Here is a 21,435-nt window from a genome sequence, read left to right as displayed (position 1 = left end):
CGGTTCCATGTCAGCGCACCGGTTCCATGTCACTCGCCCCGCAGCCGCGCGCTCAGCCACCGGACGGACGGCGGGATGTACTTGCGGAACGTCTTGAAGTTGTGTCCGCCGCTGCGCAGCAGCACCTTGTCCACGACCAGCGGAGGACGCGCGGCCCGCATGAACCTCTGCGCCGACGGGAACGTCTTCTCGCCGACGTCCGCCGACGCCACCAGGATCGACACCGGCGGCGCCGGAAGGTTCCGTAGCCGCCAGACCAGGTCGTCGCTCCTCCGCACGGCCCTGCTCCCGCCGTACAGGTCGCGGGTCGTCGGGTCCATCAGCGCGTCGAAGTGCCCGGCCATGCTGACGGCGGCGGAGAACCGGTCGGAGTGGAGCATCGCCAGCTTCGCGGCGCAGAACCCGCCGGTGGAGTACCCGGCGAGCGCCCATCCGCTCCGGTCCCGCGGCACGCGGTAGGTCCCGGCGACCGCCTCGGGGACGTCCTGGGCGAAGAACGTCTCGACCTGGGGTCCGCCGGGCACGTCGGCGCACTCGGTGTCCCAGCCCCGCACCACGGTCGGCCGCATCATCACGTAGATCATCGGCTGGATCCGCCCCCGTGCCTGCGCCCGCGCGGCGTCCTCGGGCACGTGACCCTGACGGATCCACACGAGCCGGTCCGCCGCCGGGTACCCGGCCAGCAGGATCACGACCGGGAAGCGGCGGGCGGCGGAGGCGCGCTGGAAGTACTGCGGCGGCAGGTACACGTACGCCTGCGAGGCCAGGCCCGTCCGGACGCCGCGGATGTCGAGGCGCTCGACCTGGCCGTCCTTCGCCGGGACGTGCTCGGCGCGCGGTCCCGGGTCGAGGCCGGCCTGCACCGTCCGCACGACCCGGGTCGCGGCGGCCGCGTTCCCTCCGGCCGGGCGGTGCGCCTGGGCGCCTCCGCCGGCGGCGCTCAGCAGGTCCGTCCACGACCCGTAGAACAGGTAGTGCGCGTTCAGGGCCGCCACCAGCGTGAGCAGGACGGACGACTGGCAGCCCACCAGCATCAGCGCGCGGGCTCCCACGGCCCGGTGCCCGGGCGCCGCGGCACGCGGCCAGGCCCGCACGGTCGCGGCCATGCAGCCGAAGGCCAGCAGGATGAGCAGGCTCAGCGTCCCCGGGCTCGTGAGTCCCACGCACCTACTACGCCCGAGGGGCGGAGAAGGTTCAGCGGACCCAGCGGACGGGCAGGTGCGCGAACCCGTGCCGGGCGCTCGACCGCAGCATCACCGGCTCGCCCGCCGACCGCGGCAGGCCGGGACGTTCGAGCAGGGCGACGAGCAGCGCGCGCAGATGCACCCGCGCGAGCTGCGCGCCCAGGCAGGCGCGGTGACCGAACCCGAAGCACAGATGGGGCGGGGCGTCCCCGAGGAACCGGTCGGGGACGAAGCGCCCCGGCTCGGGGAACACCCCGTCGTCGTGGTTCGCGGAGACCAGCCACAGCATGACCTCCTCGCCCGCGAGCAGCGGCACATCGCCCATGACCGTGCCGCGCCGGACGGTGCGCCGGACGTGCAGCACCGGCGTCCACCAGCGCAGCATCTCCTCGACCGCGCTGTCGATGAGCGCATCGTCGCGCCGCCCCTCGCGGAGCCGGACGTACTCGGCGGGGTGGCGCAGCAGCGCGTGCAGGCCGCCGGCGAGGGTGTTGCGCAGCGTCTCGGGAAGGTCGCGGGCGACCTCGCGGACGAAGTCGACCTTCTCCCGCGACGGGATCCGCGCGAGCATCGCCTCCGCCGGCGGATCCATGTCGATCAGCGCGGCCTCGCCCGGCGGCTCGTCCCCGCTCAGCGGCCCGTGCACGACGCCGTCCACCTGCGGCGAGAACAACTCGGGGTGCGCGAGCGCATGCCGGACGTCGCGGTGGCGCAGCACGGCCCAGGCGCCCGGCCGTCCCGCCGTGCGCCCGTCCAGCCACACCACCGGCGTCCGCGTCCGGAGCCTTTCGAGCCTGTCGTAGGGGACCCCGCGCACGTAGGCGTCCGGGCAGTCGAGGACCCCCGCGTCGGAGATGGGCGGCGTGCCTCGCCGTTGAGGCATGGGAACCTCCTCTACCAGGCAGACGCTAACGCGTTACGGTCGCACCCTGAAGGGCCAGATTCGGCCGTCCCCGCAGGGGATCCCGCCGAAACCGCGCGCCGGCTATCCCGCGAGCCACTCTCCGGTCTCCACGCTGACCAGGCCGTGCCGGGCGGCTTCGATCACCGCCTCCCGCTGCGAGTGCACCCCCAGCTTGCTCAGCACGCTCTGGACGTGGCTGCGCGCCGTGCTGCGCGTCACCCCCATCGCCTTGGCGAGCATCTGGGTGGACTCGCCGCGTGCCAGCCGCGTCAGCACCTCGCGTTCCCGGGGCGTGAGGAACCGTGCGAACTTCCGCGCCTGGTCGCGCCGCCGTCCGTCGCCCCGGCGGATCTCCTGGTCGACGACGATCTCGTCGTCCGCGACGCGGCGCAGCACGGCGAGGATGTCGCCGGCCTGCTGCCCCTTGTGCGCGAACCCGCGGACGCCGGCCGCGAGGCCCGCCTCCAGCACCGGCCGCTCCAGGAATCCGGTCAGCACGACGAACCTCGTCCGCGGGGACGAGCCGCGCAACCGCGGCATCCATTCGAGCGCGGTGCCGGACGGGAACTGCAGGTCGATGAGGCAGAGGTCGGGCCGCCTGGCCCGGAGCACGGGCAGCGCCTCGGCGGGGGAGTAGGTGACCTCCACGACGCTGTGCCCGGCGTTCGTCAGCACCAGGGACAGGGATTCGGCGAAGACCGCGTGGTCGTCGCAGATGACCATCCTCATGGGTACGGCCGCCAGTCGTCGGAGTGCGCGTCGGGACGCGCGTCGGGACGCGCGTCGGGGTAGGCGTCGGCGAGGGCGCCCGCCGGGCGGTCCTCCGGGGGCGGCGCCGCCGGCAGCAGCATGCGGACGCGCGCCCCGCCCATCTCGCAGGTGCGGATCTCCAGGGTGCCGCCGTACCCGGAGATGAGGTCGTGGACGATGCCGAGTCCCAGCGACGCCAGGCCGGGCCGGGCCGGGCGCCGCCCCTCCGGTGTCCCCCAGCCCGCGCCGAACCCGGGGCCATCGTCGTCGACCTGGATGACGAGCCGGCCCTGCGCGGCCTCGACGTGCACGTCCACGCGTCCCTCCGCGAGGCGGCACGCGTTCTCGAGGACGTTCCGGACCGCGCGCCACAAGGCGACCGGGTCCATGTGCGCCCACGCCTCACCGGTGGTGAGGCGTATCTCGTGCGGGGTGACGAGCCGCATGCCGGTGACGACCTCGGCGGTGAGGTCGTCCACCCGGATCCGTTCCGGGGCGGGCGTCGGATGGTCGTCGTCCTCGTCGAGCCGGCGCAGCAGGTGGTCGAGCCACCGGGTCTCGCCGAGCAGCTGGTCGATGCGGGCCCGGCTGGTGTCGCCGACGTCCTCCGCGACGGCGACGGCCGAGGCCAGCATGATGATCGTGCCGAGTTCGTGCCGGATGTCGTGCCGCAGCCGCCGCCGCCACAGCGCCTGCCCGCCGCGGTCGGACGTCCCCGTCCGGTCACGGCGGTCGTGGTGTCTGCCCTCCCGGACGCCCGTCCCCGCGAGCGTCCTCGCGCCCACGGGAGTGTCCGCTCGGGAAAACCGAGGCCCCCCGTTGTTCATGACGACCACCGTCCGCTATTCCTGCACCCGTGTCGACCATCGCCCGGCCGCCCTGCGGATGTCCAGCAGACCGGCAGCGATATATCCCTTATGTCCGGAAGTGGTCATTCCGTAGGGAGTGTAAACTCGATCTTTTTTTGGGGCGTCTTGCTGGACATATCCAGACTGTGCGCATATCCCTTTCATGTCGAGGGCGTAGTCGCTTTACGCACTCCGGCGGGTGTGCCGGCGGGGCCGGGGAGCGACAGTCTGGACATGCCGACTGTCACATTTATCGGACATGCGGGGGTGTCGGTGGACGCGGCCGCGTTCCATCTGCTCGCGGACCCGTGGTTCGCTCCGACCGGGGCCTTTCTCGGCGCCTGGCACCAGTACCCGAGAAACGATCACCTGGATCTCGCTCCGTTGCTCGACGCCGACTGGGTGGCGGTCTCGCACGAGCATCTCGACCATTTCGACCCGTGGGTCATCGAGCGACTTCCCGCGCGAACCCGGATCCTCATTCCGTGTTACCCCGGACCCGCCTTCCGGGAACGTATCGCGGCCGCCGCGGGCGGGCGCCAGGTCATCGAAATCCAGCCGTGGGAGAAATTCGCGCTGGACAATCGTGGCTCTTGGATCACCGTCATTCCCGAACTGTCGCCCATGTGCCACGACGCCGCCTTTCTGATCGTGGCGGACGGTCGCGGGATCCTGCACTGCAACGACGCCCGGCTCACCGCCGCGCAGGCCCGCCGGGCCAAGCACATGGCGGGCGGCCGGCTCGACCTGATGGCGCTGCAGACGTCCGGGGCGTCCTGGCACCCGATCTGCTACGAGTACTCCGCCGCCGAGATGGCCGAGGTCTCGATGGCCAAGCGCGTCTCCAAGCTGCGCGCGACGCAGCGGCTCGTCCGGCAGACCGAGCCCGTGCTGGCGGCCCCGTTCGCCGGGCCGCCGTGCTTCCTGGACGCCGAGGTCGACCATCTCAACAGGGTGCTCGACCAGGCGGACGGCGCGTTCTGCGACCCGGAGGCGGCCACCGCCTGGCTGCGCGAGCATCTGCCGCGGCAGCGCTGGGAGTGCTTCAAACCGGGCGACGCCGTCGACCTGGACACCGGGGAGATCACCCGCGACCCGGTCTCGGCGGAGTTCTCCTTCGCCGACGCCGGCCGGGGCGACTACCTCAGGCGGTACGCCGCCGACCGGGCCGACGCCATCGCCGCCGTGCTGGCGGGCCACCCGGAGCCCGGCCCGGACCTGTTCGACCGGTTCACCGCCCACTTCGCGCACCTCGGCGGGCTCAGCGACTACTTCCTCCGGCGGATCGCGATGATCGTCCGGTTCGAGGTCACCGGTCCGAACGGCGGCGTCTGGGACGTCGACTTCTCACCGGACGGCCTCACGGTGGCGCAGGCGTCCCCGGACGTCCGCCCGCACTACCGGATCAGCACCGCGGCCCGATGGCTGGACGGCGTGCTCACCGGCCGGATGGCGTGGGAGGACCTGCTCATCTCGTTCCGGCTCAGCCTCTACCGCGACCCCGACGTCTACAACGACCATCTGGTCGGACTGCTCAAGCACGCGAACGCGCCGGCGCTGAACGCCGTCGAGGCGTACGAGACCGGACGGGACGAGAGCGAGCGCATCATCGTCGCGGACGGCGGCGCCCGCTACGACATTCCGCGCTACTGCCCGCACGCCGGGGAGGACCTGGCGGTCGGCGCGGTCGTCCGGGACGGGCGGATCCACTGCCTGGCCCACAACTTCGCCTTCGACCTCGCCACCGGCGAGTGCCTCAACGCCCGCGCCGCCAACCTCACCAGCCGACCGCTCTGACGGCGACGCAGGCTGCACAGGATCACAAAGGCGTTACAAAGGGTGAGAAACAGGCGAATCCGGAACGGGTTTTAGATCATGGCGTGTTAAGTTTTTTGCCTGCTTGTCCGGGGGTTTAAAAGGGGTGCGCGGTTGAACCGCAGGAAGCTCGGCCTGATGGCCGTCGCGTTGATTCTGGCCGTCGGTGTGATGGAGGTCCTGGCCCTGAGGCTCGGGTCGCTGGAGTTCCCGGTCCCGTCGAAGTCGCGGCATCCGGCCGTGGCCGACCAGCCCGGCGGACGCTGACCTCTCAGCGCGCCGTGTTGCGGGCCCTCATGAGGCTCTGCAGGTCGGGGTGGGCGCCGCCGGAGGCGTCCGCGAGGGTGGGGCAGGCCCACTCCTCCTGGCGTCCCCAGGAGTAGGAGATCTCCAGCGGCGGCCGCGGCGCGAGCCGGTCCCAGCGCGCGAGGATCGTACGGAACTGGGCGCGTGTCGGCATCCAGTACTGCTTGTCGCCCTTGGTGCAGCTCTGCCCGAACGTCTGCAGGACGGGCGCGACCTTGGCGCGCGGGATGCCGGCGGCGTCGGCCATCCGGACCATCCGGTCGATCGCCCCGATGTCGCAGTGCTCCCGGGTCTCCGGCGAACCCTTGCAGGGGTAGGGGTCCAGGCCGACCAGATCGACGCCGACGCGCCGCGGCGTGAGCGCCCTCATCGGCCAGTCCGTCAGCGAGATGAACGAGATCTGCCCGGGTGCGTTCCGCTCGATGTGCCGGGCGCGGCGGCGGATCTCGCCGGCGACCTCCGGGCAGTCGCCGGTGTTCGGCTCGTCCGACAGGTACCACCCGTACACCTTCGGGTCGCGCCCGAACCGCTGGACGGCCCGCTCGAACGCCTCCCAGCCGAGCTCGAAGTCGCCGCAGGTGAAGTTGCCGACCCAGAGCAGCGCCTGCATGCCGGCGGGGACCCCGGCGACGAGCGCCGGGTCCGCCTTGACGTCCACCAGGTCGTAGCCGAGCGCCCGGAGCCGCGGATAGTCGGACGGCCCGGTGTTCAAGGCGATCCGGCGGGTCTTCCCGGGCTCGGTGGCGGGCGTCCCCGGCGTGGCGGCCGGCCCCCGGTACGGCCGCTGGGCGGACGTCCGGTTCTGCAGGAGGAGAAGGAATCCGGCCGCGAGCACGACCGCCGCGGCGGTCGCCGCGATCTTGAATCGGGCGTCCTGGACGTCCATCCCGCGTCACTCCCCGAAGGCGATGGTCAGGCTGCGGAGCCGGGCTCCTCGGCGGTGCGCACCGGCTGCTCCCGCGCCCCCTCGACGGTGGTCTGGTGGACGGCCCCGGCGGCGTCCACCCGGAGGGGCGGGATCGTGAAGCCGAGGATGTGCCGGACGGTGTCCCAGAGCGCGCCGAGCGTGGCCCGCATCGACGGGTCCCGCAGGTAGACGGCGTCGACCGCGACCCGCGCCGGGACGATCCGGTCGATGTAGCCGGCGAGGTCGACCTCCTCGCCGGGGCCGAGCACGTCGAAGTCGCGGAACCGGACTTCGGACACGCCCGTCAGGCCGGGCCGGTGGTCGAAGATCCAGCGGCACCGCCCGTCGTAGTGGACGGCGAGGTCGTAGGTCTCCGGGCGCGGCCCGACGAGGGTCATCTGGCCGCGCAGGACGTTCACCAGCTGGGGCAGCTCGTCCAGCGACCACCGGCGCAGGATCTTTCCGGTCCTCGTCAGGCGCGGGTCGCAGTTGGCGGTGACGGTGAGGCCGCCGACGCCCTGCCTCATCGTCCGGAACTTGTACATGGTGAACGGCCGCCCGCCCTGCCCGACCCGCGTCTGCCGGAACACGCCCGGCCCCGGGCTGGACAGCCGTACCAGCAGGTAGATGCCCAACAGCGGGACGCTGAGGAGCAGCAGCCCGGCGACCGCGCCTACGACGTCCAGCACCCGGCGCGCGGTGGACGGGGAAACGCCGTCGGACGTGTCGACGGGACGGCTCGCGAACTCGGACATGATCACCCCTTGTCTTCGGGTGCGGGGGTCACGGGCACGGTCTTCCCGGCGCGCCGGAACCAGACCAGCAGCGCCGCCGTGGTGGCGACGAAGGAGACGGACGTGGCGACCGCGGCGCCGATCGCGCCGTGCGCGGGGATCAGGACCGCGCCGAGGACGACGACGACCGCGAGCCCGATGCCCTGCCCCGCGGACGCGGCGCCCGGCCGTCCGACCCCGTACAGGTAGGCCATGATGAGCCCGGTGACCCCGAACGTCACGACGCCGGCGAGCCGGATGTAGGTGGGCACGACCGCGTCGTCGAACACGTCGCCGAAGATCCAGGGCAGCGCGGTCCCGGCGATGAGGGCGAGCGGCAGCGCGGCCAGGGCCGACACGCCGAGCGCGGGCAGGATCAGGCGGGACGTCCGCCTGGTCGCGGTGTCCCGGTCGTCCTTGGCGAAGTCCGGATACAGGATGTAGTTGACCGCGAGCCCTGGAAGCTGCACGAGCTCGGCGAACTTGCTCGCGACCGTGTACACGCCGAGGACCTTCGGCCCGGCCAGCGCGCCGAGCAGCGCCATGTCGAACCGCAGTTGCAGGAGGTCGATGAGCTGGCCGAGGTAGCCGCGGAGCCCGTACCCGGCGATGGACCTGCCGAGCCGCCGGTCGGGACGTCCCCACCCTGCGAAGAACCCGCGCCGCGCCAGCCGCCGCGCGATCCAGGCGGCGGCGGCGACGTCGGCGAGCACCAGACCGCTGATCAGAGCGCCGGGCCCGTACCAGCCGGTGAGGAGCATGAGGTAGATCGGCAGGAACACGAACTCCTCGACGGCGATGGCGAGGCTCGCGCCGGGCTGGTCGTCGGTCCCCTGCAGCAGGCCCTTGCCGACCGAGACGAAGCCCTGCGTGAAGGACGGCGCTGCGGCGGCGACCGCGACCCAGAGTCCGAACGACTTGAAGAACACCAGGTAGACCAGCGGGCTGAGCGCCAGCCAGCCGACGGCGGAGACGGTCGCGCCGATCACGGTCAGCCACGCCAGCGTGGGCCGCACCCGGCTCTGGTCGTAGTCGCTCCGGGCGAGGAAGAACGGCGCGGCGCCCGGCAGCCCGGCGCTGGACAGCTGGCACAGCAGCCCCGGCAGGATCCGGACGAGCGTGAAGGCGCCGACGAGTTCGGGCCCGCCGATCCGCGCCACCAGGATCGTCGCCACGCCGAGCGAGGCGAGTGCGCCGACCCGCCCCGCCACGTTCCCCGCGACCAGTGCCAGCAGCCTGCGCCGCGCGCTCCTCGTCCTGCCCTCGGCCCCGGGCTCCGGTGGGCCGGCTCCGGAGGGCGGCGCGATGACCGCCGCGCCGTTCCGTTTCGCCAGGGGGCGCCGCACGGCCGATGGAACGGCGGACGTGGTCGCCTGCGGGCGGACGCGACGGCGGATGCGGGAGTCACCGCCGCGTCCGAAGAGTTCGAGCGCGGCGATCAGGCCGAAGATCGCCCAGCCGTGGCGGTAGTGCAGCGTCTCGTAGAAGAGGCCGGAGACGAGGAAGACGGCGACGAGCGCGCCGAACAGTTCGGGATGCGGGACGAGCCGCGCGTACTCGCCGGTCAGCGCGTTCCGGCGGGCGATCCGCACGCACTTCAGCAGGAGGACGAAGACCAGCACGACGAGCGCGACGCCCCCGAGGAAACCGCGCTCCAGGACCGCGGCGACGTAGTCGTTGTGCGCCTCCCGGACGTAGGTCTCCTGCCGCACCAGCATCTGCCGCTCGGTCTGGCCGGGCCCGATGCCCCACGGGTGCGTCTGGTCGCCGGTCATCTGGAGGGTGGTGGAGAGGACCGTGCCGCGCGAGTTCGTGCTCTCCCCGGTCGTCCGCCCGATGGAGTCGCGCAGGATCGGAGACGCCTGGCTCGCCTGGTCCAGGAACGGCTGGATGTCCACCTGGGTGACGACCGCGACGCCGGTCCCGCCCACGAACACGGCGAACAGGCCGACGGCGATCGCGTGGTGCGCCCTGCCCTCGCGGAACAGCCGGAACAGGTGGCCGAGCAGGACCCCGACGGAGAGCGCGAGCAGACCGCCGTTCGAGCCGGTGAGGAGCTCGGCCGCGAGCAGGATCCCGCAGACCGCCCACCGCTTCCCCCGGGCCTCCGGGTGACGGGTCGCGCGGGCGACGAAGAAGACGCAGATGAACCAGTTGGACGCGTAGTTCGCGTCGCCGAACGTGAACATCGCGCGCTCGCCGTCGATCTGCTTGCCGGACAGCGCCTCGATGCCGAGCACGAAGCCGACGATCATGACGGCGGCGTAGCACGTCCCGATCCGGACGAACGCGCGGAGCGCGACCCTCAGCAGCGCCGGGTCGCGGCCGAGGTTGGCGATCCCCACCGCCCACAGCAGCACGAACATGTCCTTGATCAGGGTCAGCGCGCCGGCCTCGTTGACGATGGCGGCGATCCCGCCCGCGATGATCGTCATCAGGGTCGGGACGAGGAACGGCCACCGGACCGGGAGCCCGCGGGTGCCCGCCCACACCAGCGTCGTCGCGATGAGGCCGACCAGCGCGAGGTCGGGCAGCCCGGTGTTGCCGGGGCCCGGCGCGAGGCCGGCCGGCATCAGCATCGGCAGCGAGGCGATGCCCGCGACCAGCACGACGGCCGCCGGCCTCGGGCGGCGCCTCAGCGGCGGCGGCGCGGCGGGCGGGGCCTCGATCACCGTGGTCATGGGCGGCTGGAGTCGCCTCGGTAGGTCTCGTCCAGGACGGTCCCGAGGTACCCGGGCGAGAACCATGCGCCGACCCGGGCCCGGGCCCGCTCCGCCATCCGCGCGGCGGCGGACGGGTCGTTCAGCAGCGCCGACACCGCGGCGGCGAGCCCGTCCGGCTCCTCGGGCGGGACGAGCATGCCGGTCTCCCCGGCGAGCACGAGGTCCTGGTTGGACGGGACGGCCGTCGCGACCAGCGGGATCCCCGCCCCGATCGCCTCGACCAGCACGCAGGGGAGCCCCTCCCAGCGGCTCGCCATCGCCATCACGTCGAAGGCGGGCAGCACGTCGGCGACGTCCCCGCGGTGCCCGAGCCAGCGCATCCGCTCGCCGATGCCGAGCCTGGCGGTGAGCCCGTCCACCTCGTCCGCCATCGGGCCGCCGCCGACCCACAGGCCGAACACGTCGTCCGGCAGCCGGGCGATCGCCCTCGCGAAGATCTCCGGCCCCTTCTGGAACGTCAGCCGCCCGACCGACCCGACGACCTTCACGCCGAGCGGCAGGCCGAGGCGGCGGCGGGCCTGCGCGCGGGAGCCGGGCGCGGTCGCGTAGGCGTCCACGTCCACGGCCGGCCAGGACAGCCGGACCCGCTCCGGCGTGGTCAGCCCGAGCCGCAGCGCCGTCGTCACCGTCTCCGACCCGATCGCGAGGAACGCGTCGGTGCGCCTGGCCGCGATCCGTTCGAGGCCTATGTAGAGGTGTCGCCGCGCCCGTGACTGGAACTCGTTGAACGGGAATCCGTGCCAGGTGTGGACGATGCGGGGGACGCCCGCGCGGGCCGCCGCGATCCGTCCGAGCACGCCGCCCTTCGCGCTGTGGGTGTGGACGACGTCGTACCGTCCCTCCGCCAGGACCCGGGTCAGCGTCCGCAGCGCGGCGAGGTCGTCGCGCGGCGACACCTGCGGCACCAGCGGCCCCACCTGGACGATCTCCATTCCGGCCGCGTGGGCCTGCCGGGTGAGGTCACCGGCGGCGGCGTTGGCGACGGCCTCGTCCCCGCAGAGGACGCCGTTGCCGGTGGAGGAGGCCGTGCTGTCCATGCCGACGCCGCCGGTGACGATCGTGCGCTCGTAGCCGCCGTCCGGCAGCGCCAGCGCGCCGTTCAGCGCGACCTGGCCGGCGCCCCCGTTGAACCGGGTGATCACCGTGGCGACTCTGAGCTTGCGTGGGGTGCTCACGCGCACCTCGCAGACCGATGGGGAAGGGGCCGCGCCCCGCGTCGTCGCGGCAGGAGTCCTCGCACGGTCAGCTCCGGTTCCGCAGCGCCGCGGAGAGGGCGGCGACGACGCGTTCGACGCCGTCGGCCGACAGCCCCGGATAGAGCGGCAGCGACAGCAGCTCCTCGCCGACCCGGTCGGTCACCGGCACGCGCCCGCATTCTTCAGTGCCCAGGATCCGCTGGTAGGCCGTCATCTGGTTCGCCGGGATGAAGTGCACGGACGTCGCGACGCCCGCCGCCTCCAGCTCCGCGCTGATCGCGTCCCGGTCCGGCACCCGGACCTGGTAGAGGTGCCAGGCGTGCCCGATGCCGTCCAGGTTCCGCTGGGGCAGGACGAGGCCGGGCAGGGCCCCGAGCGCGGCGTCGTAGCGTGCCGCGATCTCGACGCGGTCCCGCTGCCAGCCCGGCAGCGCCGCGAGCTGCGCCCGCCCGATCGCCGCCTGGACGTCGGTCATGTTGGCCTTCAGCCCTACCGTCTTCACGTCGTACCGCCAGCTGCCGCCGGGCAGGTACCGCTTCCACGAGTCCTTGCTCATCCCGTGCATCCGCATCGCGCGGACCCGGTCGGCGAACTCCCCGTCGCTGGACGCCACCGCGCCGCCCTCGCCGATCGGCATGTTCTTGGTGGCGTAGAAGGAGAAGCACGCCGCGAACGACTCCGACCCGACCGGTCTGCCGCCGCGTCCGGCGCCGGGGCCGTGGGCCGCGTCCTCGACGACCTTCGTCCGGTCGAGGCCCGCCGCCGCGGCGAGCGCCGCGACGTCCACCGGGTAGCCGCCCTGGTTCTGAACGATCATCGCCGCGGGAACGGTGCGGCCGGCCGCCGCCCCGACCGTCCCGGGGCTCGGGACCAGCGTGTCCTCGTCGATGTCGACCAGCATGGGCCGGTGCCCCGCGTGCAGGATCGCGTTGATCGCACCGCAGAACGTCAGGCTCGGCGTCAGCACCGCCGAACCCGGGGGGAGGTCCAGTGCGCGCAGGCAAAGCTCCAGCGCGGCCGTGCACGAGGAGACCGCGACGACGTGCGCGGCCCCCAGGTGGTCGGCGAACTCCTGCTCGAACGCGGCCGTCTGCGGCCCCGTCGTGATCCAGCCCGAGTCGAGCACCTTGACGACGGCGTCGGCCACCTCACCCGACACCGACGGAACCGTGAACGGAACGGACGAACTCATCTGGTCACCCCTTGATCTTCCGGGATGCGGCGACGACGCCGAGCAGCGGCCAGCCGGACGCGGCGACCAGGTCGCGGACGGTCTCCAGGCCCGCGGCCCTCGTCACCGGACCGACCACCACGACCACGCCGACCGCGTCGTCCGAACCCGGATCGATCTCCTCGAACGCGTGCACATGGCAGAGCCGGTGCGCCGGGACCGCCTGACCGATCTCCGAAGGCGATATCTCGGACTTCTTCGTCATCACGGCGGTGCCGCCGCCGGCACGGGCCACCGCCGTGCCGCTCTTCCTTCCGCCGGACCCGCTGCTGTTGGGCGGCGGGCCGCCCTTGCCGCCGCCGTCGCCGTCGCCGTCCGGGTCGTCGTCTCCAGGGCGGGCCGTGACGACCTTCGTGCCGTCCCCGTACACGGCGGACGCGATCGAGGACACCACGCCGGGGGGCGGCGGGCCGGGCGCACCGACCACCGCGACCCGTCCGACCCCCTCCTTCTTCACGGCGAGCTGGACGCGCCGCCCGAGGTCCGCGAGCTGTTCGGGGCCCCGGTCGACCCAGCCGAGCAACGGCACCCCGAGCCGCCGCGCGACCCGCCGCTGCCCCGGGATCGTGGGACGCGCCGTTTCCGTCACCACCGCGATCAGGATCCCGCCGACCAGCCCGACCAGGCCCGCGATGGCCGCCGTCATCACGACCGGGTTCGTGCGGGGCGCCTGCACCGCCGGCTGCACCACCGACGCCGTCCCGGCCGACGACAGCTGCGTCTGCAGGTCCGACCGGTTGGACCTCAGGTCCGTGAGCTCCGCCTGCACCCGCTCCCGCTCGTTGGCGGCGCCGATATCGGGGTTCGGCTGCGCGCCCGCCCGCCGCGACAGCGGGCCGAGACGCTTCTCCAGAGTCCGGACGCGCTTGTCGATGTCGTCCATCTGCTGCCGGATCGAGCCCTGGTTGGACTCGTTGATCTCCGTGACGACCGCGGCGCCGATCGCGTCGGCCAGCCGCCGCGCCACGTCCGGGTCGCGGTCCTTCACCGAGAGCTCCACCACGGTGGACGTCCCGAGCCCGGTCACCCCGATCGCCTTCGCCGTCTTCACCGTCGACCGGTCGAGGTGCTGCTGCCGCAGGACCCCGCCGAGGAGGTTCTCGCTGGTCGCGAACGCCTTCACCTGGCTGACCACGATGGACACGCCCGCGTCCCCGGGCGCCGCGTCGGTCGCCCTGCTGCTCGCCTGCAACCGCGTCCCGGCCGTGTACGGCGGCTCCCGCCCGCTCATGGCCAGGCCCACCAGCACCAGGGGAAGAACCGTCATGACCAGCAGGAGCGCCCAGTAGCTCCGGACCACCCGCGCCGCGACCTCGTCGATCTCCACGATCTTCCCTCCGGCTCCGTCATGGCGAGCGTAGGAAGCCGTTCCGCCGGAGGAATCACCCAAAAGACGACCCCGCTCTACGCCGTTTGCACCAGAGGGCGCTCCACGCTCAGTAGTCGTCCGAGGTGGGCCGCATGCCGGCGCGCATCGCGAGGGTGATCGCCTCAAGGGCGGAGTGCAGGTCGAGCTTGGCCAGCAGGTTCTGCGTGTGGGTGCGGACGGTGTTCGCCGACAGGCCCAGCCGCTCGGCGATCTCCGCGCGGCCGAGACCGTCCACCATGCACTGCAGGACCTCGCGCTCCCGCGGCGTCAGCTCGGCGATCCGCCCGCCGCCGCCGCCCTGCGTCAGCCTCCGCAGCACCTCGCCGAGCACGTCCGGGGGGATCCAGCCGCCCTGCCGCGCCGCGGACCGGATCACCCGGGCGACGAGGTCGGCGCTCTCGGTCTTCTCCACCCAGCCCACGGCACCGGTCCGGACCGCCCGCACCATCGCGTCCACGTCGCTCATCGCGGTCAGCATGACGACCCGGACGTGGGGGTACCGCTTGCGGACCCGCTCCAGGACGTCCAACCCGCTCTCGGTGTCCAGCGTCAGGTCGAGGACGAGCACCCGCGGGCGCTCGGCGGCGGTCAGCGCCAGTGCGCGCCGCACGTCGGCGGCGATCGGGAGGATCACCAGATCGGGCTCGCGCCCCAGCCGTGCCGCGAGTGCCTCGGCGAAGAGCGCGTGATCGTCCACGATGAGGACACGGATCGGTTCCATGGACCGACGATGACCGCTGCGCGGGCCCGGCGGATCCTGCAAACGCTGTACTTCGTTTCGGCCGTCCGATTGCCGGGGGCCCGATTCGCGGCCTCGCGGGACGACGGCTCCGGGGAAGGCTCGTGCGCGGACGCGGCGGGGCCCGGCCGGTTCACGCCCGTCCGGACCCGGTCAGCGCGAGCGCGAGACATTGACCGCCCGCGGCGGCCTGCCCATCCTGTGGCTGGAACTTCAGGGGACGCACTGGCCTGCAGGGATGCCACATGAAAGTGCTGATCACAGGGGGAGCCGGCTTCATCGGCAGCACGATCGCCTCCGCCTTCGCCGAGCGCGGGGACACCCCCGTGGTGCTCGACAGCCTCATCACCGGACGGCGGGACTTCGCCGCCGGCAAGGTCTTCTACCAGGGCGACATCGGGGACGGGGACCTGGTCGACGAGATCTTCCGCGACCACCCCGACATCGCCCTGACCGTGCACTGCGCCGCGCTGATCGTGGTGCCCGACTCGATGACGGACCCGCTGCGCTACTACCGGGTCAACCTGTCCAAGACCCTCGATCTCGCCGGCCACCTGGTCCGCAACGGCTGCGATCGGATGATCTTCGCGTCCACCGCGGGGATGTACCGGCCCGAGGCCGACCTGTCGGTGACCGAGACGTCCGAGCTCGAACCGCAGAACCCCTACACCCGCTCGAAGATGATGGCGGAGCTGCTCCTGCAGGACTTCTGCAAGGCCTACGGGCTGCGCGTCATCTCGCTGCGGTACCTCAACCCGATCGGCGCCGACCCGCGGCTCCGCACCGGCCTGCAGAACAGCAAGCCCACCCACGCCCTCGGCAAGATGATCGAGTGCTACTCGCTGGGCGTCCCCTTCAAGATCACCGGGGTGGACTGGGAGACCCGCGACGGCACCGCGATCCGCGACTACATCCACGTCTGGGACATCGCGCGCGCCTTCCACGAGGCCGGGGCCCGCTTCGACTCGATCATCCCGCCGGCCGGCGACCACGCCCGCTATGAGGTGATCAACCTCGGCAGCGGCGACGGCACCACCGTCCGCGAGCTCGTCGCCGCCTTCCGCGAGGTCGTCGGCGACTCCTTCCTGGCCGAGGACGCCCCCGCCCGCCCCGGCGACGTCGTCGGCGCCTACGTCGACCCGGCCAAGGCATGGGAACTGCTCGCCTGGAAGCCCGAGTACACCATCGAGGACGCCATCCGCCACTCACTCCAGTGGGCCGACCGCCGCAGGAGATCGGACGTAGCCTGACCCACCGCCGCCGGTCCGTCCGGTCGCCCCACACCTTCCGCAGGGGCGACCGGACGGGCCTTGGAGTCAGTAGGTGGCGGAGCGCTGATACTGCTCCCAGATCGCGTCGTCGAAGTAGGGGGAAAGATTGAAGCTGGCATCCCGGGCGACGTGGCTGATGACGCCGTTGATGAGGCCCAGGCGCGTGCTCGCGTCGTAGTCCTTCAGCCACGGGCCGCCGCTGCTTCCCTTGGGGAAGTCGCAGTTGATCCTGACCCTGCTCTCGGGCGCCGGCAGGAAGGGCCGCGTCTCTCCGAAGCACTCCTTCTGAATGCGCAGCGGAACCGGGTAGGAGATGACGGTCCGCTGAGCCACGTAGGACTCGTTGACGGAAAGACCGTTCTCGCCGACCACGTCGCCGAGCCGTTGGCCCTTGTAATTCGGCTTCAGATTCACGAAGCCGAAGTCGTAGCGCTCGTCTCCCTCGACGCCCCACGCCCGGACGGCATTGGATCTGAAGGCTTCGAAGACGCCGAACGGCGCAGGGTCGCTCTGTGTGGCGCCAGGCCAGAATTTGACGTTTTTGTACTTCAAGTTCGCGCCGCCCTTGGACATGCAGTGGCCGGCGGTGACGATCAGGTTCCTGTTGTTGCTTCTCACGGCTGCCGCCGCGCAGACGCCGACTTTGCCGGGGGTGTCGGGATTGTCGTATTCCAGGCGTCCCACGGTGGGATTGATGCCCGCCGCGAGACGGGCGGTGTCCAGCGGTCGGCTGGGGCTGCGCGGGAGCACCCGGTGGGGTGCGCCTGCACGGAGCGAGGGCGCGGTCGGCACCCCGTCCGCCTTCGCGGACGGGACGCCGACGGCCCCGACCCCCGTGGCGAGCACGGGAGCGAGCACCAGCGCCGCCCCTATATCGAGATATTTACGGACGAAGCATTCTTTTCTCATCCAATTCTCCGCACTAGTGAATGGGTGCACGGATGGACGAGGGTCAATCTAGAGAAGGGGACGGCCGACAAAATCAGCTTCCATGTCGATGTATCTTCGCTGCGACTGATTTATGGCTGATCGCGCCCGCCCGGGTCGGCGCTCGCGCTGGGCGACATCCGGGCCAGGTGGTGGTGCGGCCGGGTGGTCAGCAGGTGGTGAGCATGTCGGTCAGGGCGCTTTTCTCCGCCGCGTCCGCGTTCAGGGCGTACCGCCACTTCACGTCGACCCAGCTTCTGGCGTAGGTGCAGTAGAAGGAGGTCAGGGGCGGCTTCCAGAGGGCGGGGTCCTTGTCGCCCTTGGACTGGTTGACGTTGTCGGTGACGGTCCACAGCTGGCTGCTCTCCAGATCATTGGCGAACTGGCGGCGCCGGGCGGTCGTCCACTCGTTGGCCCCTGAACGCCAGGCCTGGGCAAGGGGGACCATGTGGTCGATGTCGAGATCCTGGCGATCGGTCCACACGCCCCCGTCGTAGGGGCTTTCCCACCGGCCGGAGGTGGCCCGGCAGGCGGCGTCGGTCACCACGTCCTGACCGTCGCGCTTGAGGGCCGACTCGCGGGTGTCGCAGGTGCCCTCCACCGTGGCCCAGTGGGGGAACCGCCCACGGGAGTACCCCTCCATGGACCCCTCCGGCGCGGTTCTGAGCTCGGCGAGATGGGCGCGGGCGGTGGCCCCGTCCGGAGGGGGCGGCGGCAACAGCCGCACGGCCCGCTGCCGTGCCTGCCGGTCCGGGTGCGGGGTGTCCGCGGCGGCGGGCGCGACCAGGAGGCCGGCCGACGCGGAGGTGGCGATGAACGTGCAGATGGCGGTGGCCGGCCAGCGGCGCATGGATCTCTCCCCACGATCGATGACCACCGAAGATCGGTGATCACCTCAGCGTGACGATCTCCACGCCAACCGGCGGCGATGCCCGAGTGAAGATCATTCCCGCGACCGGGAAAGATCCGCCCACCCTGCCTCCGGCCCCGTCGGCCCCGGCTGCGCCCCCGCCCGTGGCCTCGGCGGTACCGGAACGACGAGACCTGTTCGAGCCACCGGGTTCGCTCCGGTGAGGCTCGCTGTCCGCGTCACGGCTGGTGGGTCACCGGGTGCACGCGAGCTCGAATCGGGCGCCGATGCGGTCCCAGATCGCGATGGACTCGCGGATCGCGGCGCGGTCGCCGGTGAGCCGTCCCCTGGCCCGTGCCGCGCAAGCGGCCGCCCAGTCGTTCTCCCCGGCGATGCGCTCGGCCTGTTCGAGCCGCTTGTCGGCGTCGGGGAGACCGGCGAGCACCGCCAACTCCGCGCCCGCGGCGTTCGCGTAGGCCCGGTACCAGGGCTCTGTGAACTCCTCGAACGCGTTGTGCACCAGGTGGGCGGCATCCGTCGTGCGTCCCGTGTGCACCGCGAGCCGGGCCTCGACGAAGGCCGTGCACGCGGCGAGGCTCGGCGACCGCCTCGGCTCGGTGACTCCGGCGAACTCCAGTGTCCGCGCCCGCCAGCGGCCACCGTCGCCGTCACCGCGCAGACCGGCCGCCAGCCCCAGCATCGCCACCGACGGTGAAAGCCAGGCCAGCAAAGGGGAACCCGCCTCGCGCCACTCCGCGAACGCCGTCTCACCGAGCTGGATCGCCTCGTCGAACCGGCCGGACAGCGTCAGCGGCGCCAGGAACTTGAGGCGGGACACGAACGGGTAGTCGCCGTTGACCGGGTCCTCCTCGGTGGCGCGCGCGGCGATCGCGAGCGCCCCGGGCAGGTCGCCGACCGCGAGCGCGCACATCGAGACGGAGTGGAACAGGTCGAACTTCTCGATGCCCTCGCCCGGCCGATGCCTTCCGAGCGCGGGCAGCAGGTCCAGCCGTTCGCGTGCGATCCGGTACGCCTTGCGCAGCCTGCCCTGGCGCGCGGCCGCCACGTTGGCGCAGTCGAGGGCGCCCTGGATCAGGATCGGGTCGCCGGTCTCGTGCGCCGCCTGGATCGCCACGTCCGCCAGGTCCCGGTCGGGTTCGAGCCGAGGCGCTCCGGCCTGCCAGGCTCGCGCGGCGGCCAGGAGCGCGCCGAGTTCGAGGTCGTCGTCGTCCCGGGTCCGGACGGCCCGCCGCAGCAGTTCCGCGCGGCGCGCCGCCGGAACGGGATGGCGGAAGTCGCCGGCGAACCGGTTCGCGAGGATCACCGCCAACGCCAGCATGACGGCTCGGTCACGCTCGTCGGCCGCGCGGTCGTGGCCGGCGAGCAGCAGGTCGAACGCCTCGTCGCCGTCCGCGAGCGACTGCGCCGCCTCCGAAGCGCTGCGCAGGTCCCGAACCGCGGCGTCCGCCGTCGTCGCGCGCTCGGCCGCGGCGCGGTAGTGCGTGCGCGACTCGACGAACGAGCCGCGCGCGAACGTGAGGCGGGCGAGTGCCCGGCCCAGCCGGTGCGCGACGGGGTCCGGCACCGGTTCGGTCCTGGCGAACGCGGCCCGCAGATCGTCCACGACCTCGTCGAAGCGCGCCGGCCAGTCGTTCTCATCGAGTCGGCCTTCCAGCTCCACCGCGATGCGGCCCGCCCACTCCAGATGCGCGTGCAGCACCTCCTCGCGCCCTTCGCTCTCGTTGAAACGCTCCACGGCGAACGCCCGGACCGTCTCCAGCAGCCGCCAGCGGCTCCCCGGACCGGCCCCGAGCTGCTGTGTCACGAGGCTCTTCTCCACCAGCCGGCCGAGCAGATGCGCCACGGTGCTCGGCCGCTCACGGGGCGAGACCGCCACGGCCGCGTCGAGGTCGAAACCGGCCGCGAACACCGACAGCCGCCGGAACAACGCCCGTTCCGCCGGGTCGAGCAGGTCATGGCTCCAGCCGAGGACGTCCCGCAACGAGTGGTGCCGCGCTTCGCCCCCGCGCGCTCCGACGACCGCCTGCAGCTGGTCCTGGAGCGCGGTGAGCAGCCCGTCGATCCCGATGGCGGCGGCTCGCGCGGCCGCGAGCTCGATGGCGAGCGGCAGCCCGTCCAGCCGCGCACAGGCCGCGGTGACCAGCGCCGGTGCCGCCGTGAACGCGCGGTCGACACCGCGAGCACGGTCGTGGAACAGGACCTCGGCATCGGACCCCAGAGGCAGTGGCGGGACCGCGTGCGCCTCCTCGCCGGCCACGCCGAGCCGTTCCCGGCTGGTCGTGAGGACGCGAAGCTGCCGGCCGGCCCGCAGCAGCGTCTCGACGAGCCCGCCGACGTCGTCGAGCACGTGCTCGCAGTTGTCCAGGACCAGCAGCATCGCCCGCCGGCGCACCCGGTCGGCGACGCTGTCGAGCAGTGGTCGCGGCGGGCGTTCGGTGACGCCGAGCACGCTCGCCACGGCCGGCACGACCTGGCCGGCGGGCACCGGCACGAGGTCGACGTACACCACGCCCGCCGGGAACCGGGTGGCCACGGCTCCCGCCGCGGTGAGGGCGAGCCGGGTCTTGCCCACCCCGCCGGGACCGGTGAGGGTCACCAGCCGGCTGGTCGACAGCGCCGCCCGCGCCGCCTCGATCTCGCCGACCCGGCCGACGAAGCTGGTCCTGGCCTCCGGCAGCGTCGCCTCATCGGGCGGCGGCTCCAGGTCCGCCGCCTGGCCCGCGAGCTCGGCCAGCTCGCGGCGATCGCATGCGCCGCTCTTGCGGAGCAGTGCCGACACGTGGCTCTCGACCGTGCGGACCGAGATGTGCAGCCGGTTCGCGATCTGCGCGTTGGTCTGATGCACGCGGACGGCCGCCAGCACCTCGGCTTCCCGAGCGGAGATGTCGTCCCATGGCAGCGAGCCCATCCCACACATGATGTACGACCGGGCGCATCCGGGCCATCGGGGTCGTTCCGTGGTCGATCGGTGGTCAGCACGGATGTCGGCCTTCGCCGCCTTGGAGAGGCTCAGTGCATCAGAACCGCTCCATCAGGAGGCACGCCATGCGACGCATCATCAACTCCACCTACATCTCGGCCGACGGCGTCGTCGAGAAGCCGCACCTGTGGCCGTCGAGCGGGTCCGACGGCGGTGCCGGCGACGAGATCCAGACCGAACTGGCTCTGTCGTGCGACGCCCTGATCATGGGAAGGCGCACGTACGAGGGCTTCGCACCCGTGTGGCCGACCCGGTCCGGCGACCCGGTCAGCGACCACATCAACACCATGGACAAGTACGTCGTCTCGTCCACGCTCAAGGACCCGGAGTGGCACAACACGAAGGTCATCGACGATGATCCGATCGTGGCCATCGAGGCCCTGAAGGCGAAGCCCGGCAAGAACATCGTGCAGTACGGCGTCGGTCAGCTCACCCACGCGCTGCTCGGCCACGGGCTGCTGGACGAGCTCAGGCTGTGGGTGCACCCGCTGCTCGTGGGCAGCGGCGGCCCGCAGGACCTGCTGTACCGGGACGGCCCTCTGACGCAGCTCAAGCTCGACGACGTGACCAAGCTCGACAACGGCATCGTGATCCTCTCCTACCACGTTCGGTGAAGCGGCGCGCACGGAAGAGGCGCTGAG

General features: G+C 72.3%; 18 protein-coding genes. 4 read left to right on the top strand and 14 right to left on the bottom strand.

The annotated features are described in order from the left end of the window. Nucleotides 1-29 precede the first annotated feature (29 nt). From BJ999_RS35820 to BJ999_RS43845, 4 genes are all read right to left on the bottom strand, one after another. A complete protein-coding gene (locus BJ999_RS35820) occupies nt 30-1,163 on the bottom strand; it encodes an alpha/beta hydrolase (protein WP_179837363.1) in 1,134 nt (377 codons plus the stop codon). A gap of 31 nt (nt 1,164-1,194) precedes the next feature. Next, on the bottom strand, nt 1,195-2,067 hold the full coding sequence (locus BJ999_RS35815) for a cytochrome P450 (RefSeq protein WP_179837362.1): 873 nt from the start codon (nt 2,065-2,067) through the stop codon (nt 1,195-1,197). A gap of 102 nt (nt 2,068-2,169) precedes the next feature. Continuing rightward, nucleotides 2,170-2,817: a response regulator transcription factor gene (locus tag BJ999_RS35810; protein WP_179837361.1), complete on the bottom strand. Its 648-nt coding sequence runs from the start codon at nt 2,815-2,817 to the stop codon at nt 2,170-2,172. Then, a complete protein-coding gene (locus BJ999_RS43845) occupies nt 2,814-3,623 on the bottom strand; it encodes a sensor histidine kinase (RefSeq protein ID WP_179837360.1) in 810 nt (269 codons plus the stop codon). Before BJ999_RS43845 ends, BJ999_RS35810 begins: the two co-directional genes overlap by 4 nt. Nucleotides 3,624-3,920: 297 nt before the next feature. Between BJ999_RS43845 and BJ999_RS35800 the strand changes: the two genes are divergently transcribed. Next, complete coding sequence (locus BJ999_RS35800; RefSeq protein WP_218935393.1) at nt 3,921-5,483, top strand: Rieske 2Fe-2S domain-containing protein; 1,563 nt, start codon at nt 3,921-3,923, stop codon at nt 5,481-5,483. Nucleotides 5,484-5,615: 132 nt separating this feature from the next. Next, a complete protein-coding gene (locus BJ999_RS35795; protein WP_179837359.1) occupies nt 5,616-5,768 on the top strand; it encodes a hypothetical protein in 153 nt (50 codons plus the stop codon). A 4-nt stretch (nt 5,769-5,772) separates the two neighbouring features. Here the strand turns inward: BJ999_RS35795 and BJ999_RS35790 are convergent, their stop codons facing one another. The 7 genes from BJ999_RS35790 to BJ999_RS35760 form a co-directional block, all read right to left on the bottom strand. Continuing rightward, nucleotides 5,773-6,693: a hypothetical protein gene (locus tag BJ999_RS35790; RefSeq protein ID WP_179837358.1), complete on the bottom strand. Its 921-nt coding sequence runs from the start codon at nt 6,691-6,693 to the stop codon at nt 5,773-5,775. Nucleotides 6,694-6,719: 26 nt separating this feature from the next. Then, nucleotides 6,720-7,469, bottom strand: a complete 750-nt coding sequence (locus BJ999_RS35785) for a sugar transferase (protein WP_179837357.1) — start codon at nt 7,467-7,469, stop codon at nt 6,720-6,722. A 2-nt stretch (nt 7,470-7,471) separates the two neighbouring features. Further along, nucleotides 7,472-10,168, bottom strand: a complete 2,697-nt coding sequence (locus BJ999_RS35780; protein WP_179837356.1) for an O-antigen ligase family protein — start codon at nt 10,166-10,168, stop codon at nt 7,472-7,474. Then, nucleotides 10,165-11,385, bottom strand: coding sequence for a glycosyltransferase (locus BJ999_RS43840; protein WP_179837355.1), 1,221 nt, complete (start codon nt 11,383-11,385; stop codon nt 10,165-10,167). Before BJ999_RS43840 ends, BJ999_RS35780 begins: the two co-directional genes overlap by 4 nt. Nucleotides 11,386-11,452: 67 nt before the next feature. Then, nucleotides 11,453-12,598: a DegT/DnrJ/EryC1/StrS family aminotransferase gene (locus BJ999_RS35770; RefSeq protein WP_179837354.1), complete on the bottom strand. Its 1,146-nt coding sequence runs from the start codon at nt 12,596-12,598 to the stop codon at nt 11,453-11,455. Nucleotides 12,599-12,602: 4 nt separating this feature from the next. Then, nucleotides 12,603-13,964: a GumC domain-containing protein gene (locus BJ999_RS35765; RefSeq protein ID WP_179837353.1), complete on the bottom strand. Its 1,362-nt coding sequence runs from the start codon at nt 13,962-13,964 to the stop codon at nt 12,603-12,605. Nucleotides 13,965-14,073: 109 nt separating this feature from the next. Next, nucleotides 14,074-14,727, bottom strand: a complete 654-nt coding sequence (locus tag BJ999_RS35760; RefSeq protein WP_179837352.1) for a response regulator — start codon at nt 14,725-14,727, stop codon at nt 14,074-14,076. A 263-nt stretch (nt 14,728-14,990) separates the two neighbouring features. Between BJ999_RS35760 and galE the strand changes: the two genes are divergently transcribed. Continuing rightward, nucleotides 14,991-15,995, top strand: a complete 1,005-nt coding sequence (galE, locus tag BJ999_RS35755) for a UDP-glucose 4-epimerase GalE (RefSeq protein ID WP_179837351.1) — start codon at nt 14,991-14,993, stop codon at nt 15,993-15,995. A 66-nt stretch (nt 15,996-16,061) separates the two neighbouring features. On the opposite strand, the gene BJ999_RS35750 is transcribed toward galE, so the two are convergent. The 3 genes from BJ999_RS35750 to BJ999_RS35740 all read right to left on the bottom strand — a co-directional run bounded on the left by BJ999_RS35750 (nt 16,062) and on the right by BJ999_RS35740 (nt 20,722). Continuing rightward, nucleotides 16,062-16,925 carry a trypsin-like serine peptidase gene (locus BJ999_RS35750; RefSeq protein WP_179837350.1) on the bottom strand — a complete coding sequence of 288 codons (864 nt, stop codon included), beginning with the start codon at nt 16,923-16,925 and terminating at the stop codon, nt 16,062-16,064. A gap of 187 nt (nt 16,926-17,112) precedes the next feature. After that, entirely contained in the window at nt 17,113-17,793 is a 681-nt protein-coding gene (locus BJ999_RS35745) for a GmrSD restriction endonuclease domain-containing protein (protein WP_179837349.1), read from the bottom strand. Nucleotides 17,794-18,046: 253 nt separating this feature from the next. Then, the gene (locus BJ999_RS35740; RefSeq protein WP_179837348.1) at nt 18,047-20,722 is read right to left on the bottom strand and encodes an ATP-binding protein; all 2,676 of its coding nucleotides are present in this window, start codon (nt 20,720-20,722) and stop codon (nt 18,047-18,049) included. Between the two features lie 137 nt (nt 20,723-20,859). Here BJ999_RS35740 and BJ999_RS35735 point away from each other — a divergent pair, with 137 nt between their 5' ends. Continuing rightward, nucleotides 20,860-21,408: a dihydrofolate reductase family protein gene (locus tag BJ999_RS35735; RefSeq protein ID WP_179837347.1), complete on the top strand. Its 549-nt coding sequence runs from the start codon at nt 20,860-20,862 to the stop codon at nt 21,406-21,408. The last annotated feature ends 27 nt before the right edge of the window (nt 21,409-21,435 follow it).

It is taken from the genome of Actinomadura citrea, assembly GCF_013409045.1.
In the GTDB taxonomy this organism is placed as follows: domain Bacteria; phylum Actinomycetota; class Actinomycetes; order Streptosporangiales; family Streptosporangiaceae; genus Spirillospora; species Spirillospora citrea.
This window is presented reverse-complemented; position numbering and strand designations above follow the sequence as displayed.